This window comes from Collinsella sp. AM29-10AC (assembly GCF_003469085.1).
GTDB lineage: Bacteria > Actinomycetota > Coriobacteriia > Coriobacteriales > Coriobacteriaceae > Collinsella.
Genome location: NZ_QSKB01000003.1, coordinates 1 through 15914 on the forward strand (window position 1 = coordinate 1; position 15914 = coordinate 15914).

General features: G+C 57.9%; 15 protein-coding genes. 5 read left to right on the forward strand and 10 right to left on the reverse strand.

What is annotated here, in order from left to right; translation table 11 throughout:
* The 3 genes from DW754_RS01640 to DW754_RS01650 form a co-directional block, all read right to left on the reverse strand.
* The coding region (locus DW754_RS01640; protein ID WP_118071988.1) for an NAD-dependent protein deacetylase, SIR2 family at window positions 1–716 on the reverse strand (716 nt) is incomplete at its 3' end.
* The gene (locus DW754_RS01645; protein ID WP_117758299.1) at window positions 704–1402 is read right to left on the reverse strand and encodes a hypothetical protein; all 699 of its coding nucleotides are present in this window, start codon (window positions 1400–1402) and stop codon (window positions 704–706) included. The genes DW754_RS01645 and DW754_RS01640, both read right to left, overlap by 13 nt.
* Window positions 1403–1405: 3 nt before the next feature.
* Window positions 1406–2371: an NAD-dependent protein deacetylase gene (locus DW754_RS01650; protein WP_187361923.1), complete on the reverse strand. Its 966-nt coding sequence runs from the start codon at window positions 2369–2371 to the stop codon at window positions 1406–1408.
* Window positions 2372–2514: 143 nt separating this feature from the next.
* Here DW754_RS01650 and DW754_RS01655 point away from each other — a divergent pair, with 143 nt between their 5' ends.
* Window positions 2515–3075 (forward strand): TetR/AcrR family transcriptional regulator, encoded by a 561-nt coding sequence (locus tag DW754_RS01655; RefSeq protein WP_117758298.1) that lies wholly within the window; start codon window positions 2515–2517, stop codon window positions 3073–3075.
* A gap of 224 nt (window positions 3076–3299) precedes the next feature.
* Here the strand turns inward: DW754_RS01655 and DW754_RS01660 are convergent, their stop codons facing one another.
* Entirely contained in the window at window positions 3300–3644 is a 345-nt protein-coding gene (locus DW754_RS01660) for a DUF6508 domain-containing protein (RefSeq protein WP_117758297.1), read from the reverse strand.
* Window positions 3645–3653: 9 nt separating this feature from the next.
* Window positions 3654–5387: a DUF262 domain-containing protein gene (locus tag DW754_RS01665; protein WP_117758296.1), complete on the reverse strand. Its 1734-nt coding sequence runs from the start codon at window positions 5385–5387 to the stop codon at window positions 3654–3656.
* Window positions 5388–5676: 289 nt separating this feature from the next.
* Between DW754_RS01665 and DW754_RS01670 the strand changes: the two genes are divergently transcribed.
* Complete coding sequence (locus DW754_RS01670; protein ID WP_117758295.1) at window positions 5677–6207, forward strand: flavodoxin family protein; 531 nt, start codon at window positions 5677–5679, stop codon at window positions 6205–6207.
* Between the two features lie 108 nt (window positions 6208–6315).
* On the opposite strand, the gene DW754_RS01675 is transcribed toward DW754_RS01670, so the two are convergent.
* From DW754_RS01675 to DW754_RS01685, 3 genes are all read right to left on the reverse strand, one after another.
* On the reverse strand, window positions 6316–7410 hold the full coding sequence (locus tag DW754_RS01675) for an ATP-binding protein (RefSeq protein ID WP_117758294.1): 1095 nt from the start codon (window positions 7408–7410) through the stop codon (window positions 6316–6318).
* A gap of 247 nt (window positions 7411–7657) precedes the next feature.
* A complete protein-coding gene (locus DW754_RS01680; RefSeq protein WP_117758293.1) occupies window positions 7658–9898 on the reverse strand; it encodes a DNA gyrase subunit A in 2241 nt (746 codons plus the stop codon).
* 45 nt (window positions 9899–9943) lie between these two features.
* Window positions 9944–11941, reverse strand: a complete 1998-nt coding sequence (locus DW754_RS01685; RefSeq protein WP_117758292.1) for a type IIA DNA topoisomerase subunit B — start codon at window positions 11939–11941, stop codon at window positions 9944–9946.
* Window positions 11942–12392: 451 nt separating this feature from the next.
* Here DW754_RS01685 and DW754_RS01690 point away from each other — a divergent pair, with 451 nt between their 5' ends.
* Window positions 12393–12623, forward strand: a complete 231-nt coding sequence (locus DW754_RS01690; protein WP_055252407.1) for a helix-turn-helix transcriptional regulator — start codon at window positions 12393–12395, stop codon at window positions 12621–12623.
* A 9-nt stretch (window positions 12624–12632) separates the two neighbouring features.
* Window positions 12633–13217, forward strand: a complete 585-nt coding sequence (locus tag DW754_RS01695) for a hypothetical protein (RefSeq protein WP_055252406.1) — start codon at window positions 12633–12635, stop codon at window positions 13215–13217.
* 90 nt (window positions 13218–13307) lie between these two features.
* On the opposite strand, the gene DW754_RS10865 is transcribed toward DW754_RS01695, so the two are convergent.
* Together DW754_RS10865 and DW754_RS11040 are read right to left on the reverse strand one after the other, a co-directional pair.
* Window positions 13308–13487, reverse strand: coding sequence for a hypothetical protein (locus DW754_RS10865; protein ID WP_147336364.1), 180 nt, complete (start codon window positions 13485–13487; stop codon window positions 13308–13310).
* 68 nt (window positions 13488–13555) lie between these two features.
* Window positions 13556–14560 (reverse strand): helix-turn-helix transcriptional regulator, encoded by a 1005-nt coding sequence (locus tag DW754_RS11040; RefSeq protein ID WP_199411428.1) that lies wholly within the window; start codon window positions 14558–14560, stop codon window positions 13556–13558.
* Between the two features lie 297 nt (window positions 14561–14857).
* Here DW754_RS11040 and guaA point away from each other — a divergent pair, with 297 nt between their 5' ends.
* Window positions 14858–15838, forward strand: a complete 981-nt coding sequence (gene guaA, locus DW754_RS01705; RefSeq protein WP_117758291.1) for a glutamine-hydrolyzing GMP synthase — start codon at window positions 14858–14860, stop codon at window positions 15836–15838.
* The last annotated feature ends 76 nt before the right edge of the window (window positions 15839–15914 follow it).

A 15914-nucleotide genomic window follows, 5' to 3' on the forward strand; every position in this document is an offset into this window, starting at 1 on the left:
TTCGCGGTCATGCTCCAGAACGGGAGCGTGATGATGCCGGGGGTCATCTCGCCCACGCCGAGCTCCAGCAACAGCACGCGGCGATCGCTGCGCTCGCGCACGAAGTGCTCGTATCGTCCGAGGCTCTCGCGCCAGGCCGCACCCTGCAGAAACGTGTCGTCGCGCACCCACGGCACAAGCTGCCAGCCGCAATGCGGGCATCGGGGGATATCCTCGCTGAGGACCTCGAACCCCGCCATGCCCGCGAGCATGCGTTCGACGTAGGGGCTCGCGTCGAAGAGCTCGTCGCAGCATGGCTGCTTGCACTGAAGGTGCGCGAAGCTTCCCTGATAGTTACAGGTTCTCTCGTCGGGAAACGTCTTCTCGACTTGGGTGTCCACATTGGTGCTCAGGATGAAGTAATCCTTATGGCCGATGAGGGACCGTAGGTCGAGATAGGGCTGCGAGGCCAGCTCGCGCAGCATGAAGTCGATGTATCGCGCATAGTATGCCCATCGCTGCTCGAGGCTGGGGTAGAGGTGGTAGAAGCCGTCGAAAAGGCTCTTGAAGCCAAAGGCTTGCTGCCAGTCCGTCATTCCGGCGCGCGCCATGCCTGCGCGGTTGTAATGGTTGAACCCGGCGGCGCTTGACATGCCCGAGCCGATGCCGACGATGATGGCGTCGGCATCGTCGATAAGGCTTCGAAGCCTATACGCTTCCCTCTCTAGAGACGGCATTGGGCAATCTCCTCGAAAGCCGGGGCCATATCGCCGTCAACGAGAATCGTCTCGCACGATGCATCGGGCGCCATAGCCTGGCTGTAGTTGAACACGATGTAGGTGGCGTGCTCGCAGACGTTCGCGATCTGGGCGAGCATGTGCTTTATGATGCCGTTGCGCAGTCCCACGCCAAGTTCGAGGATGGCGACCCTGCCGTTGCGATGGGCTTGCACAAGGCGCTCGAGCTCCTCGAGCTGGGTCATGGCGAGGGCGTCTGGATGGGCGAGGCGCCGCTCGTCAACCGACGTGCGCGTGCTCCCCTCAGTCTCGAGCACGCGCTCCTCGTCGAACCCGGCGCGCGCGAAGTGCCCGTCGATGTTGCATGTGACCACGAAGGTGTCGGCGTGCTCCGTAAGACGCCGCAGCCCGTTCATGAGCGAGCCGGGCTCATATTCGAGATACTCCTTTTGATGGAACCGCTCGGCCCATCGGCGTCGCACGCTGGCATCCGGGGAAGCGAGCCCCTGCAGTATGCAGCCGATGCCGTCTGCCTGAGCGAGGTCGCCGTACGCCTCTTGGAAATGAGCATCGGCGCAGAAAAGGTTGAGCCCCTCCGCCATGTCGAGTCCGTTGCTAGCGCCGATGATGACAAGATCCGCTTCGGCTAGCGCCCTGCCTATGCGAACTGCTTTCGCCGTCTCCATGCGCTACCTCCCCAGCGTCTTGCGCACGTCGGCGAGCACGTCGGCGATGTCGGCGCGAACGGCGAGCCCCCGATCCTCGATCGCGCGGGGGAGAAACTGCGTCTTGTTGTTTACGGCGATGTAGCTGGCCTGCGGTAACTGCGCCGTTAGGGCCCAGAACGGCTCCTGGATAAACGCGGGCGTCATGCGGCCCACACCCAGCTCGAGGAAGAGGATCCTCTGCCGTGCGTGCGCGTCGAGCCAGTCGGACACCTTGCGGTACTGCTCCTCGTAGAGTTCGCCCTGCAGGAAGTTGCCGTAGCCGCGAACCCAGGGGAACGCCTCTGCTCCGCAGTGCGGGCAGCGCGGCACGAGCTCTGTCGGAACCTCCAGACCGTCTCCCATGGCCTCTACCATGTGGGAGACCGGCTCGACCGCGTTCCACACCTCGTCGGTGCAACAGTGGGAGCACTGAAAGAAGCGGTGGTCGCCTTGGATCTCTGCCACTTTCTCCCAGGGATAGAGCTTCACAAACTGCGTGTCCTGGTTGGTGGTGAGCACGAAGAAATCCTTCTCGGCGAGAATGGTGTCGAGGTCCCTGTAGGGCTTGCGCAGCGGGGCGTTGAGCGTGGTGTCGAGGAAGGTGGCGAGGTATCCCCAGCGCGCCTCGGCGGTGGGCCAGCGGTAGAACGACCCCTCGAAAGCGCCCTTGAAACCGTAGCGCTCGGCGAATTTGCCGAAATGCCTGCGATAGGTTGCGTTGTCCTCGTAATAGAAGTCGCCGCCGCCCGCCGCGGAGAGCCCAGAGGCCCCGCCCACCAGCACGCAATCGGCTTCCTCGATCATGCGGGCGAAGTCCCTGATTTGCTGGTCGTAGGGCTCGGGCTCGCGGTCACTCAGCTCATAGGGCGTGCCGCCGCTGCGGTAGGCGGCCTGAAGGGAAAACGATTGGTTGGTGAGCTCGATAACGAGCTGCTCGTACAGGGTCACTGGATACCTTCTTTCAGCTATTATAAACAGGTGTCTATAAAAAGTATCCATGTCGATTTGCTTAAGAGCAATGAACAGCTTCGGCCTGCTGTCGATAAACGAGCGTTTGCCGGGCATTGTCGAGCGTTGCAATTGGAGGGGTAATGGAAGCGGGGAAGATCGATCGTCGCCGACGCTATACACTCTCGGTCATACGGGAGGCGTTCTTCGCGCTGCTGGCCGAGGTCGGCTTCGCGAAGATGACGGTAGCGGATATCTGCCGCCGCGCCGATATCAACCGTGGCACGTTCTATCTGCACTACGAGGACAAGTTCGCCCTGCTCGACGCGCTTATCGACGAGGCCTTGGCGGCGGTGCCGCCGCTCGAGGGAACGGAGGCGGGTGCCCTCTGCCAGCGTCCGCCGGCAAACGATGACTATTATCTGCTCTACTCGGATGACGACGCGTACGCCCGGGTGGCACAGCGCGTCGTCGAGCGCGGCGCCGAGCAGATGATTCCCTCGATCATGGAGGAGACTGGGCTTTCGCGCGAGGACGCCTATCTGCTCTTCGTCCACAACGTCCAGGGAAATCTCGCGGTCAACCGCCTGCTCGGTTGGAGGCGAGGGCCCGAGTTTGCCCACGCTCAGGAGCTGCTCAGCGCCTATTCCGAAGGGGGCATGCGGGCGGTGTCTGCCCGCTATGATTCTCGTAGTTCATCTTGACCACGGGTTCATTTCAAGTAAGCAGTGCAGCTATGAGCTGAGGATAAAGCGCCACAGTGTGCCCCGCGTTCTCGACTTCCCGGCAGAAACGTGAGTCCTTTGGTTAACGCATCTCAAGATTGAGCGTTGGTTCCGCTTTTGATTTGGTGGCATGACGGAGTGGACGGCATGGCATTGTCGCATCGCCGTGCTGTCGCAGCGCCAGACGTCTTCGTGGCTGCCGTTCAGCCCTCGTCGAGCTCCTTCAGCCGGGAGAGGCAGCGGTCCAGAAACCCGCTCCTAGCTTGCGCGGCAAGGAGTCCGTCGCAAAAGCGGTCGCCACGAACGCACCACGTGATGCATGCACGTATCAGGTCAATGTCCCCATGGTCGATGTCGCAGCTGTCTATACCTTCCGAGGTGTCGATGCTATGGCGTTCAAGCGTCTCGAAGTAGCTGGTGTCCGCGAACCCGTCCAGTCCATAGAAATCGTCGACGAAATCCTCGAGTCCGAACGTCCCGCCCCCAAACTCGACATTCATGTTTCTGTCCGCCAGCTTGCCAGCGTACTTGGTTAGTCTTTCGAACATGTTCGCTCCTTAGCTCAAAAGTCCGTTGTCGCCCAGGTAGTCCACGAAGGCATCGATGATCCGTGCCGTGCGAGTCGCGATGTCTATTTCGGTGAAGTCTCCCATGACTTGTGCCAGGCGCTTGAGTTCCGTGATCTTTGTTCCGGCTTTGCGCTTGCCATTGCCGTCGGTGTATCCCTCATAGTATTTGCGTTTATCGCAGAATCTGTAGTCGGCCGCGCGGATGTTTACACGCTTCTCGAGCAGCGCCTTGTTACCCAGCGCCTCCAGGCTGGATTGATCGACGAGCGGGTCTATCTCGTTGCGCTTCTTGGCATAGATGTGCTCAATTTCGAGCGTGGTGTCTAGGTCCATGAGTGGTTGATCTGGGTCTGCGTACGCCCACCAAGTGAGTATGGACTTTGTTACAGGCCTGCCGTTGGTGAACACGTAGGTTCGGAATCGCTCAGCAATATTTGCGCGATTGAAGTGGTGGTTAGGAAACTCCACCGGGCGGTGCTCCACGATGTTGATCATCTCGGGATACACTGGCGAACGCAGCGCGTTCACGCCGGGTCGCTCAATGGCGTAGGCGAAAATGAATGCCGTGATCTTGTTTAGAAAGCCGTAGAGTGCCTCGTCATCGAGGACACCTTTGCTGTCGCTGTTGGCAAGGAACCAGACGCTTAGCAGATAGGTCCACATGCCGTTGGGGGCGTAGTTCAGCACGAAGAGCCTGCGGAGCACGCGCTCGCTGAACCCTTCCTGCGCGTCGACGCGTTTCCAGAAGCCGAGCAGCGCCTCGAGATCGGCGAGCGTGGCGTCCTCCTTGAGCATGGCGTAACCATCGGCACCGAAGAAGTCGCGCAACGATGCGGTGGTCGTGTCGCGGATGCCTTTCTTCGCGCGGCGGTAGTACATGTAGCGCGTAAATAGCTCATCGGTTGGTGTGCCGCGCATGGGCCGGAAGATAGCGTTCGCTCCCTCCTCGAGTCCCTTCCAGCGACGGATGAACTCGTCCTTGCGCCCCGTGTCGGAATAATGCTTGTAGAACTGGCTCTTGAAGATGTCGGCATCCGAGAGAGGCAACCCTCGGTCGTTTAGAGTCGAGAAGATGCGTAGCGCGGTGTCCTGCGATTCCGCTTCAATGGGCAACAGTATCACATTGTTGATGACGCGTGTGGCCATGTAGACGGTGTAGGTGGGCCACTCGCTCACCAGTTGCTCAATTTTCCTCTGGAAGAAAGCGAAGTTGCGGGCATAGGCGCTCTTCCAGCCATCGCCTACATTGCCCTCTCGTAAAATCTCGAGGAATTCATTCTTGTCGTTGTCCGATGCAACCTCGGAGTCGATCTTGAGGCGTTCCATGTCGGGCTCGTCGAACTCGTCGGTTTTCCATACACAACGGGCGATTGCCTCGCGCATCTTCACAGACTGCTTATCCTTCATGTTGGTGAACTTGTCGTAGAACGCGCGGAGCAGCAGCATGATGGTGGTGAGGCGCTGCTGGCCGTCAATGATTTCGAGTTGGCCAGAGAGGTTCTTAAAGGTGACGATGGGTCCTAGGAAGTATTCGTCGTTCTCGCTGTCGAAGCGCTCGTAGTCATCGCCCGGAAAAGCGAACGCGAATAGGTCATCCCACAGCGTTGCGCATTCGTCCTCGCCCCAGGCGTAGGGCCTCTGGTAGTCGGGGATGAGGAAGTCTGATCGCTTATCGGTGAGAAGATCGCGAATCGATCGCTGGTCGATGTTGAGCTTGGACATGAGCTGTACCTTCCGCGCGGGAACAATCAAGATGACACGGATTATATCGCCGAAGTCGTCATTCGCTCTATTGCTGCGAGCTACTGAATCTGGCAACCTCTGGCCAACCCTTACGGTTTCATGTCGTGATCCATATCGGCGCTGATTAATGTCCGTGATGCTTCTGCTTGCACCTTCTTTGGAGAGCGCGAGCGAGAGATGCGATCTACAGACGTCTGAATAGCTCCATCCGTTTTGGTTACAACAAAATGTGTGCCGCGCGCCTGCGGCATGAAGAAGGGAGATTCTTGTGAATATCGTTGTATTGAGCGGTAGCCCGCGTAAGGGCGCCAATACAGATACCATGGTCGAGGCGTTTGCCGAGACCGCGCGTGAGGGCGGCAATACGGTCGAGGTCGTCCGCGTTGCCAGCAAGAAGATCGCCGGCTGCTTGGGATGCCAGTACTGCTTCGCTCATGAGGGCGTCTGCGTGCAGAAGGATGACATGGTCAACGTGATCGAGTTGCTGAAAGACGCAGATATGGTCGTCTTTGCCTCGCCTATCTACTGGTTCGATATCACTGCGCAGGAGAAGGCTGTCATCGACCGCCTGTACGCCTTCGGTGCTACGGGCTTCCCGTTCACCAAGACGGCCCTTTTGCTCGATAGCCACAGCGAGGGCGTCTATGATGCGGCGATCGCCATGTACAAGTCCACGTGCGCATACTGCAAGTGGGAGGACCAGGGCATTGTCACCATCAGCGGTATGACCGAGCGCGACAGCATGGCCTCCTCGCCCAAGCTGGAAGAGGTGCGAGAGCTCGCTCGCAAGCTTGCCTAAGGACAAGAAGAACGCGTGGCAATCAGCACAAGCGGAAATGCTTGCTGCCCTTACCAAGAGGATTGCTGATTGCCATGCAACGATGCTCCCGCGGACAATTCCGGTGTGCTAAAACGCCTTCTCGTTCAAGAATTCCCTGAACGCGGGGATGTCGAAGCCGACGAGGCCACGTCCACGTTCCCCGATAACGCCGTCCTCGAGGAGGCGGCGTTTGTATTGGCTTGCGTAGTTGCTGGCGACGCCCATGCGTTTGGCTATCTCCGAGACCCTGCTGGGGCCAGAATCGGGCAGCATCGCGAGCAAAAACTCAATGTCTTTATCGGAAAGCTCCTGATAGGTCGTTTCGAGAATACGATCGCGCAGCTCCATACGGGCAAGCAGAGAACCCTGCTGGACATCGGATGTACTGATTTGGGGCGAGTTTTCCGAAACATCCCAAGTGCGATATCCGACGAGCTGCATCATGTAGGGAAATCCGTCGACGGCCTTCACGGCATCCTCGAGCGCTTCTGGCGTGATTGAGCGTCCTCCTGCTTCAATGGTTTTACGAAATGCATTTGCAATCTCAACATCAGTGATTCGTCCCAGCTGATGATACTGGGAGCGTCTGAGGAACGAGACGGAATCGTTACGTAGCAACGCCGATACTTTGTAGGGCAGTCCTGCCATGAGTAGGGCAACTTTTTTACCTTCGCGTACAAAGTGCTGGTAAACAGAGGCAAATTGAAGCATTTCTTCGAGATCGACGGTTACTTCATCGATGGTGATGAGAAGTCCGATGTCATGTTTTTCGAGTTGCTTAAAGATGCCATTCATGCGCGTGCGCCAGTTGCCCTGAGCCTCTTGAGCGTATGTCCAATCGATGCCCACTGGGCCAATTTGAACACCGTTTATGCGCGCGTGGGGCTGTGAGAGGTAGCTATCTGCGGCTTCTTTGGTTCGCTCGATAATATCTTCGAGCATGCCTGGCATGGCGGAGACATTTGCTGCGATCCAGTCGTGTTCAAGCGCTGTTTCTGAAAGGAGCGAGAGAAGTGCCGTCTTGCCCGTTCCCCTTGCGCCAGTAAAAATGGTCGACAGGTTGGGATCTCCTGGGCCGTTGATAAAGCCACGGTTGATGTCGCGCAGGATATGCTCGCGACCCGCTAGAAAGGGAGGGACGCTTCCAAATGTTGGGGTAAAGGGGTTCTTGCTGTACTCCATGGTAGCTCCTTTGCAGGTTTTGCTAATTTTTGCAAGTTTTGCTAACTTTTGCAAGTTTTGCTAACGACTGACCAAAGGGCATCGAAGTAGTGACGCTGACATTTTTTACGCAGAAAAATAAGCAGAAATCAATTTATCTGCGTTAAAAAATAGTTGAGAAGAAAAACGACGAGTCCCGGGCGCAATGCCGTTGCGTTCCGGGCCTCGTCGCTTTGCGAAGTATCTAACGATCTCGTTGCCGTGGTACCTAGTCAAACAAACTCGGCATGTCGTTTTCTTTCATGAGGGCACCGGCAGAGGGAAGGCTCTGCGCGGTGAACTTCTCGGCTGAGACGCCGGCGCCAAGAATCTCCTCGGTCGTGCCGACGGTGGTGACCGAGCGGCCCTTCTTGGTCGTAAAGGCCTGGACGCCCTGCGTGTTGGTGGTCGTCTTGGTCTTGAGCAGCGACGTGTTGAAGTTCATCAAACGATAGTCGCTCGAGACCAACGCGATGTCGCGATCTTCCTTGAGCACCTGGGCATACAGCAGCTTGCTGCCACCGTAGATGGCGTTCTTGAGGCGCTTGCGGTTGGTCTTGGTGACGTATCCGGCAAGTGCGACGCGCGCCACGCGGCCGTTTTCAAAGACAAACAGCACGTCGGCCTTGTAGTCCTCGGGGTCGATGACCCAGATGACGCTCTCGTCGGGTTCCATCTCGAGATCGGTCGGAAGGTACGAGCCCAGCTGGGCCGACTTGGTATCCTCAAACGCCGCGACCTTGCACTTGTACACCTGGCTCTTGTTGGTAAAGACCAGCAGCTCGTGCGTGTTGGAGGACGGGAACTCGATAAAGGGTTTGTCGCCGTCCTTGTACTTGAGCGTGGTCGCCTTCTTGAGCACGCGGTCCGTCATCTTCTTGAGGTAGCCATCGCGCGAAAGCATGATGGTAACCGGGTACTCCTCGACCTCGGGCTCCAGGCTTACCTCGATAACCTCATGGGGCTCGATCCTGCCCGTGCGGCGCGGCATCACGTACTTCTTATTGACCGCGGCCAGCTCGTCGCTGATGACCTTCTTGATGTTCTCCTCGCTGGAGAGGATCTCCTCGAGCTCGGCAATCTCGCCCTCGAGCTTGGCGATGTCCTTGGTGCGGTTGAGGATGTACTCCTCGTTGATGTTGCGGAGCTTGAGCTCGGCGACAAACTCGGCCTGAGTCTCGTCGATGTCGAAGCCGCGCATGAGGTTGGGCACGACCTCGGCCTCGAGCTTGGTGCCGCGGATGATGGCGATGGCCTTGTCGATGTCGAGCAGAATTGCCTCAAGGCCGTGCAGCAGGTGCAGGCGCTCGGACTTTTTGCCCAGGTCAAAGTTAATGCGGCGACGCGTGGACTCAATACGCCACTTGACCCACTCGTGCAGGATCTGGCGCACGCCCATAACGCGAGGGTAACCATCGACCAGTACGTTGAAGTTGCACGAGAACGAATCCTGCAGCGTGGTCGAGCGATAGAGCTTGGCCATGAGCTTGTCGGGGTCGACACCGCGCTTAAGGTCGATGGCGATACGCAGGCCCGAAAGGTCGGTTTCATCACGGATGTCTGCGATCTCCTTGACCTTGCCCTCCTTGGAGAGCTTGACGATGCGCTCGATGATGACATCGGTTTTGGTGGTGTAGGGGATCTCGTAGACCTCGATGATGCGCTCTTCGGGAATCCAGCGCCAGCGGGAGCGAATCTGGAAGCTGCCAAGGCCGGTCTCGACGATCTTTTCCATCTCCTCGCGGCGGTAGATTATTTCGCCGCCGGTCGAGAAGTCGGGCATGGGCATGTACTCGAGGAGGTCGCAGTCGGGATCCTGCAGGTAGTGCATCGTGGCGGTGCAGACCTCGTTGAGGTTGAAACCGCAGATGTCGGACGCCATGGCGACGCCGATGCCCTTATTGGCCGAGACAAGGATGTTGGGGAACGTGGTGGGCAGCAGGCGCGGCTCCTTCATGGCGCCGTCGTAGCTGTCGACGAAGTCGACCGGGTCCTTGTCGATGTCCTTGAAGATCTCGGCGCTGATGGGGGAGAGCTTGGCCTCGGTGTAACGCGAGGCGGCGTAGCTCAGGTCGCCCGAATAGTACTTGCCAAAGTTGCCCTTCGACTCCACGAAGGGGGCAAGCAGCGCTTCGTTGCCCGTCGCCAGGCGCACCATCGTTTCGTAGATCGCGGCATCGCCGTGCGGGTTGAGCTTCATGGTCTGACCCACGATGTTGGCGCTCTTTTGGCGCTCGCCCTTGAGCAGGCCCATCTTGTACATAGTGTAGAGCAGCTTGCGGTGCGAGGGCTTAAAGCCGTCGATCTCGGGGAATGCGCGCGAGACGTTGACGCTCATAGCGTAGGGCATGTAGTTGACCTCGAGCGTCTGCGTAATCGGCTGGTCGGTGACCTCGGAGTGCAGGCCGATGACGTTCTCGGCGTTGACCTGCTTTTTCTTTGGCTGGTTCTTCGTCTTCTTCTTTGCCACGATTTCCTCTTGAACTTCTTATAGGCCGTCGTTATCGATTTGCTGCTACTGCAGGTCCAGCTGGTCCAGGTATTCCTTGCCGTGCTCGGAGATATGGCGCTTGCGGCCCGCCTCGTCGTTGCCCAGCAAAAGGTTGAACATGGTTTCCATCTTGGTGACGTCCTCGGGCTCCACCTTGATCAGGCGGCGCGTCTCGGGATTCATAGTGGTGAGCCACATCATGTCCGGGTCGTTCTCACCAAGACCCTTGGAGCGGTTGATAGAGCACTTCTGGTCGCCGATTTCCTTGAGGATGCCGTTTTTCTCGAGCTCGGTGTAGGCAAAGTAGGTCTTCTCTTTGCAGTTGATCTCGTAGAGCGGCGATTCGGCGATATACACATAACCTTCGTCGATAAGCGTGGGCACCAGGCGGTAGAGCATGGTGAGCACGAGCGTGCGGATGTGATAGCCGTCGACGTCGGCGTCCGTACAGATGATGACTTTGTTCCAGTTGAGGTTGTCCAGGTCAAAGGCACCGAGGTTCTTGATGCGCTTGTCCTTGATCTCCACGCCGCAGCCCAGCACGCGCATAAGGTCCATGATGATGTCGGACTTAAAGATGCGCGGGTAGTCCTCCTTCAGGCAGTTGAGGATCTTGCCTCGGACGGGCATAACGCCTTGGAACTCGGCATCGCGCGAGGTGCGAATGGCGCCTGCTGCCGAGTCGCCCTCTACGATGTAGATCTCGCGGCGGCTCTTGTCCTTGGAGCGGCAATCGATGAACTTTTGCACGCGGTTGGCCATGTCGGTCTTCTGCTGCAGGTTGGTCTTGATGCTCTGGCGGGTCTTCTCGGCATTCTCGCGCGAGCGCTTGTTGATGAGCACCTGCTCCACGATCTTGTTGGCAGCGTCTTTGTTCTCGATCAAGTAGGTCGAGAGGCGCTCCTTAAAGAAGGCGGTCATGGCCTGCTGGATAAAGCGGTTATTGATAGCCTTCTTGGTCTGGTTTTCGTAGGACGTCTGGGTGGAGAAGCAGTTGGTCACCAGTACCAGGCAGTCCTGGACGTCTTGCCACTTAATGCCGGTCTCGTTTTTGTTGTACTTGCCCTGTTGCTTAATGTAAGCATCGATGGCGCTGGTCAGAGCACTGCGGGCCGCCTTCTCGGGCGAGCCGCCGTTCTCGAGCCATGACGAGTTGTGGTAGTACTCCTGCATCATGAAGGTGCGCGAGAAGCACATGCACGCGGTGATCTTTACGTTGTAGTCGGGCAGGTCTTCGCGGTCGCGACCGCGACGGTCGGCCTCGATAAAGAAGGGCTCGGTGAGGTAGTCGGCACCGACCTTCTCGAGCACGTAGTCCTCGATACCCTTGGGGTAGCAAAAATCCTCTTCGGAAAACTCGCCGTCGTCGCCCTCGATGCGCAGGCGGAAGGTCACGTTGGCGTTAACCACGGCCTGGCGGCGCATGGTCTCGCGATACCAGTCGTGGGGAATGCTGATCGAGGTAAAGACCTCAAGATCGGGGCGCCACTTGATGGTGGTACCGGTGCGGTCCTCGTCGCTGGGCTCGATCTCGAGCGCCTTCTTTTTGGCGCCGACGACCTTGCCTTTCTTAAAGTGCAGAGAGTACTTGTTACCGTCGCGCCAAACGGTGACGTCCATGTACTCGGAAGCGTACTGGGTCGCGCACGAGCCCAGGCCGTTGGTGCCGAGCGAGAAGTCGTAGTCGCCGCCCTGGTTGTTGTTGTACTTGCCGCCGGCGTAGAGCTCGCAAAAGACGAGCTCCCAGTTAAAGCGCTTCTCAGAAGGGTTCCAGTCGAGTGGGCAGCCGCGGCCGTTGTCCTCTACCTGAATGGAGCCATCGCGAAAGGCGGTAAGGATGATGAGCTTGCCGTAGCCCTGGCGCGCCTCGTCAACGGCGTTGGACAGGATCTCGAAGGCGGCATGCGCGCAGCCGTCGAGCCCGTCCGAGCCAAAGATGACGGCGGGGCGCAGGCGTACGCGCTCCTCGTCCTTGAGCTGACGAATACTGTCGTTACCATAGTTTGCGGTGTTTTTTGCCATACTCGCTCTCTCGGTGCTCCTTTGCTGCGTTTAAGTCATATAGATAGTCAAGGTAGCATAGCCCAGCCCACAGACGATTCCACCCAACACGAAATCCATCGAACAATCGTTCGGATTAACGGGTATCGTGTTTAGTGGTAACGCGGCATTGTTAAACAAATTTGGATACAAACGAATTTTATTTAATAGGGACCTAGTTTTACTAAACAAAATCGAATGATGCTGATTGCACGAGCGGGCACAGCGATCGACTATCAATCACGTTTACTCGGACAAAACCGAGTCGGTTCTGTCCGAGTAAGTTTGAATAGCGAATCGAGATTGTTATGTCCACATGGCGATGGCGAACATGGTTTCCATAATGACAGATATAGTTGACATCTTGTGAAGGATGCAATATATTTCTGTCATGTTGCAACGGATATCTGTCCACATTTACGAAAGGAACTCCATGCCGGGCAAAAAGAACCTACGCATGAAGGCGGCACGCGCGGCGGCTGGCCTTTCGCAAGCTGACTTAGCCCAAGCCGTGGGCGTTACGCGCCAAACCATCGGCCTTATCGAGGCGGGCGGCTACAACCCCACGCTCAATTTGTGCGTGGCAATCTGTAAGGCGCTGCGCGTTACGTTGAACGACTTGTTTTGGGAAGACGAAACCGACGCCGACCCTAATGCTCTTTAGGAGTTCACTATGAAATATGAAGATCTGAAAATCGTGCAAAAGTGGCGTGAATATGCCGGCCCAAAGGATGAACGCCTGGAGGCTGAGAACGCGAAGATCTACAAGATTGGCTTCGTGCTGCTTTCGTTTGGCATGTTGATGATCTTTTTCTACCAGTTTATAGCTCGACAGGTTACGTGGGTTCACAGCGACGCTAGTGAAATGCCGCATGGCTTTGCAACGCCGTTCGAGGCAGCCATGTATTTGTGGCTCGTTCTCGTGATGTTGATTTGCGCAGGACTGCAAACGCGGAAGGGCTATGTCGATACCAATCGTTTTGGGCAAACCGAGCATCTTCCTGTTGGATATTTCCTGCTTGTCAGCGGTCTTAGCGGCGCCGCGTTCGCGCTTGTTATTGCCGCAATGCGCTGTATCGCTGAGGCGCAGATCGTACCGCTCGAAAGCGTCTTTTGGTTGGCGAACCTGGTCACGGGCGTGTTCTGCGGTGCGACGATTTTCGCGGCCACGTTTGCTGTCCTGTGCGCAACGTTTTTCACGGCGAAAAGACGCCGTGCCAAGCTCGAGGCAGAACTCGACTCCTCAGACGACATTTAATGCGCAATGGGCTGGCTCTGGGTATTCAGAACCAGCCCATTTTGATGTTCGATGAGCCGAGTCGGCGTCTCTCACAAAGGTAACTAGGAGCTAGCGAGGCCTATCCGAATTGACCTCATTGGCGGTGTCTTTTTCGAGCGCCGTGCGGCGGGCGCTGTAGGCGACGAGGCCGGCGCCTGCCACGGCGAGTGCTGCAGCGGCTGCCGTAAGGGGGACGTTGCTGTCTTTGCGAGAAGCCGCTTCGTGGCGGTAGTGCCGTTCAAGGGTCAAAATGTCCATTTTAGGCGAGCGAAGCGCCGGGTTCCGGAATGTGTTCGATGCGCTTGGCAGCCCGGTCGTTAACGCAGCATATGCGCGACCAGCTCGGCGCGTGTGCCGATGCCAAGCTTTGCGTATACGCCGGATAGGCGGTTTTTAACGGTGCCCGGCGATACTCCCATATGACGTGCGATTTCGGCGTTGGTCCACCCACGACAGGCGAGCATGGCCATGGTGAATTCCGTGGTCGTTAGATCGTCGGCCACGTCCTCGCCCGAATCGGGGTTGTGGATGCGTCGCCAGCCGTAGCTGAATCGATACGTGATCTCGATGATGCGTGCGAAATCGTCAGGGTATTGCGATTTTAGGCATGCCTCGATGAGTCCCTGCAAAAGGCCATGGTGTTCGCCGATGAGTTCGATAAGGCCGTCGGGGCGCGCAATGTCCCAAGCGGCGCCAAAATGCGCTTTTGCGGCGTCGACGTCTTTGAGACTCATACAGGCCATCGAAGCCGACAAGTGCAGGAATAGCTCCGAGATGGGGTAGCTTCCCTGTTTCATAATCAGGGCGTTTTCCGCCATGCCCAGGCTGCGGCCGTATTCGCCGCGCAGATACAACGCGTGCGCCATCACGTAGCTGGCGAACAGGCGCAGGCCTTCGGGCAGATGCGCCGCAAGTGGATAAAACTCTTCGGCAGAATACGGGGAAGGCAAGTGCAACAGGACGCTCGCGGCGGAGGCGAACAGGATATGCGTGGCGTGGACGGCAGACGATTCCTCGTCAGTTGGCGTATCGAGGATGCCCGCAAGGCAACGACGGGCATCGGTGATACGGTTGAGCGACAGACTGGCATATCCGCAGATAAGGCATGCGGAATAGCGCAGCGCGGGGTCGGTGGCGTCAAGATAGGGGCGTGCTGTCTCGGCGGCGAGTGTGGCCTGTCCGCGAAAGTACAGCGCTTCCGCCGTGGCGATGGTGCGTGAATCGGGGTCGGAAATGCCTGCAACCGCAGCGTCAATCTGCCCCGGCACAAAGGCGGTGCACATCAACGGCATGGGAATGCGCGGGTAGCCATCGCAGTCCATCTTCCATCTCCCAACAGCTGGCAACATTAGCAGCCATTTTACCCCTGTTGATCGGGACTGGAATTTGTGGTTATCGCCTACGATTATGCCGAACGTATAAAGGAAGAGTCTATTGGCGATGCTCCCAAGGTGGCTACCGAAGCCTAGCTGACCTCGACATTAGGAAAAATTGCCACCCCTGCAAAAAGCTCCGTCGCAGCGATGGGAAACGAACCTCGCTCTGCATATAATGAGGTCATATGACGGTGCGTTTGCATACGTGTAGCGCATTCCCATCGAACCGAAAAGGAGCTTTGCATGGATCCCAACAAGCGTCCCGACGACATGGTGCGTATCACCACTCCCGAACTCGCTCAGGCGTTCATCGAAGAGCAGGTTGCTGCAATCCGTGAGCACATCGGCAACAAGAAGGTCCTGCTGGCCCTTTCCGGCGGCGTTGACAGTTCTGTCGTCGCGGCGCTGCTGATCAAGGCCATCGGCAAGCAGCTCATCTGCGTGCACGTGAACCACGGCCTTATGCGCAAGGGCGAGAGCGAGCAGGTCGTCGACGTGTTCAAGAACCAGATGGACGCCAACCTGGTTTACGTGGACGCTACCGACCGCTTCCTCGATAAGCTCGTCGACGTCGACGAGCCCGAGGCCAAGCGCAAGATCATCGGCGCCGAGTTTATCCGCGTGTTCGAGGAGGAGGCCCGCAAGGTCGGTGACGAGGTCAGTTTCCTCGCCCAGGGCACCATCTACCCCGACATTCTGGAGTCGCAGGACGGCGTGAAGGCTCACCACAACGTTGGCGGCCTGCCCGAGGACCTGCAGTTTGAGCTCTGCGAGCCCGTTAAGCTGCTGTACAAGGACGAGGTGCGCGTCGTGGGCCGCGAGCTCGGCCTGCCCGAGAACATGGTTGAGCGTCAGCCGTTCCCCGGTCCTGGCCTGGGCGTCCGCTGCCTTGGCGCCATCACCCGCGACCGTCTCGAGGCGCTGCGCGAGGCCGATGCCATCGTGCGCGAAGAGATCGACAAGGCCGGCCTGACCATCTGGCAGTACTTTGCCGTAGTGCCCGATTTCCGCGCTACCGGTGTGCGCGAGGGCAAGCGCGCCTACGACTGGCCCTGCATTATTCGCTGCATCAACACCGTCGACGTCATGACCGCCGAGGTGCCTGAGCTCGACTGGGCGCTGCTCAAGCGCATTACCGCTCGCGTGACCGCCGAGGTCCCCGGTATTTGCCGCGTTTGCTACGACCTCACGCCGAAGCCCGTTGGCACGGTCGAGTGGGAGTAAGCTAACTCAGCTGGTAGGCGACGAGAACTAGCAGATGTGACAAAGGGACAGTCCCTTTGTCACATCCTCGATATTA

Excerpts from the sequence above, each read along its gene's own strand:
- DW754_RS01685 (WP_117758292.1), bottom strand. The coding sequence starts at position 11,941 with ATGGCAAAAAACACCGCAAACTATGGTAACGACAGTATTCGTCAGCTC.
- DW754_RS01660 (WP_117758297.1), bottom strand. The coding sequence starts at position 3,644 with ATGTTCGAAAGACTAACCAAGTACGCTGGCAAGCTGGCGGACAGAAAC.
- DW754_RS01665 (WP_117758296.1), bottom strand. The coding sequence starts at position 5,387 with ATGTCCAAGCTCAACATCGACCAGCGATCGATTCGCGATCTTCTCACC.
- DW754_RS01645 (WP_117758299.1), bottom strand. The coding sequence starts at position 1,402 with ATGGAGACGGCGAAAGCAGTTCGCATAGGCAGGGCGCTAGCCGAAGCG.
- guaA (WP_117758291.1), top strand. The coding sequence starts at position 14,858 with ATGGATCCCAACAAGCGTCCCGACGACATGGTGCGTATCACCACTCCC.
- DW754_RS11040 (WP_199411428.1), bottom strand. The coding sequence starts at position 14,560 with ATGGACTGCGATGGCTACCCGCGCATTCCCATGCCGTTGATGTGCACC.
- DW754_RS01655 (WP_117758298.1), top strand. The coding sequence starts at position 2,515 with ATGGAAGCGGGGAAGATCGATCGTCGCCGACGCTATACACTCTCGGTC.
- DW754_RS01690 (WP_055252407.1), top strand. The coding sequence starts at position 12,393 with ATGCCGGGCAAAAAGAACCTACGCATGAAGGCGGCACGCGCGGCGGCT.
- DW754_RS01695 (WP_055252406.1), top strand. The coding sequence starts at position 12,633 with ATGAAATATGAAGATCTGAAAATCGTGCAAAAGTGGCGTGAATATGCC.
- DW754_RS01675 (WP_117758294.1), bottom strand. The coding sequence starts at position 7,410 with ATGGAGTACAGCAAGAACCCCTTTACCCCAACATTTGGAAGCGTCCCT.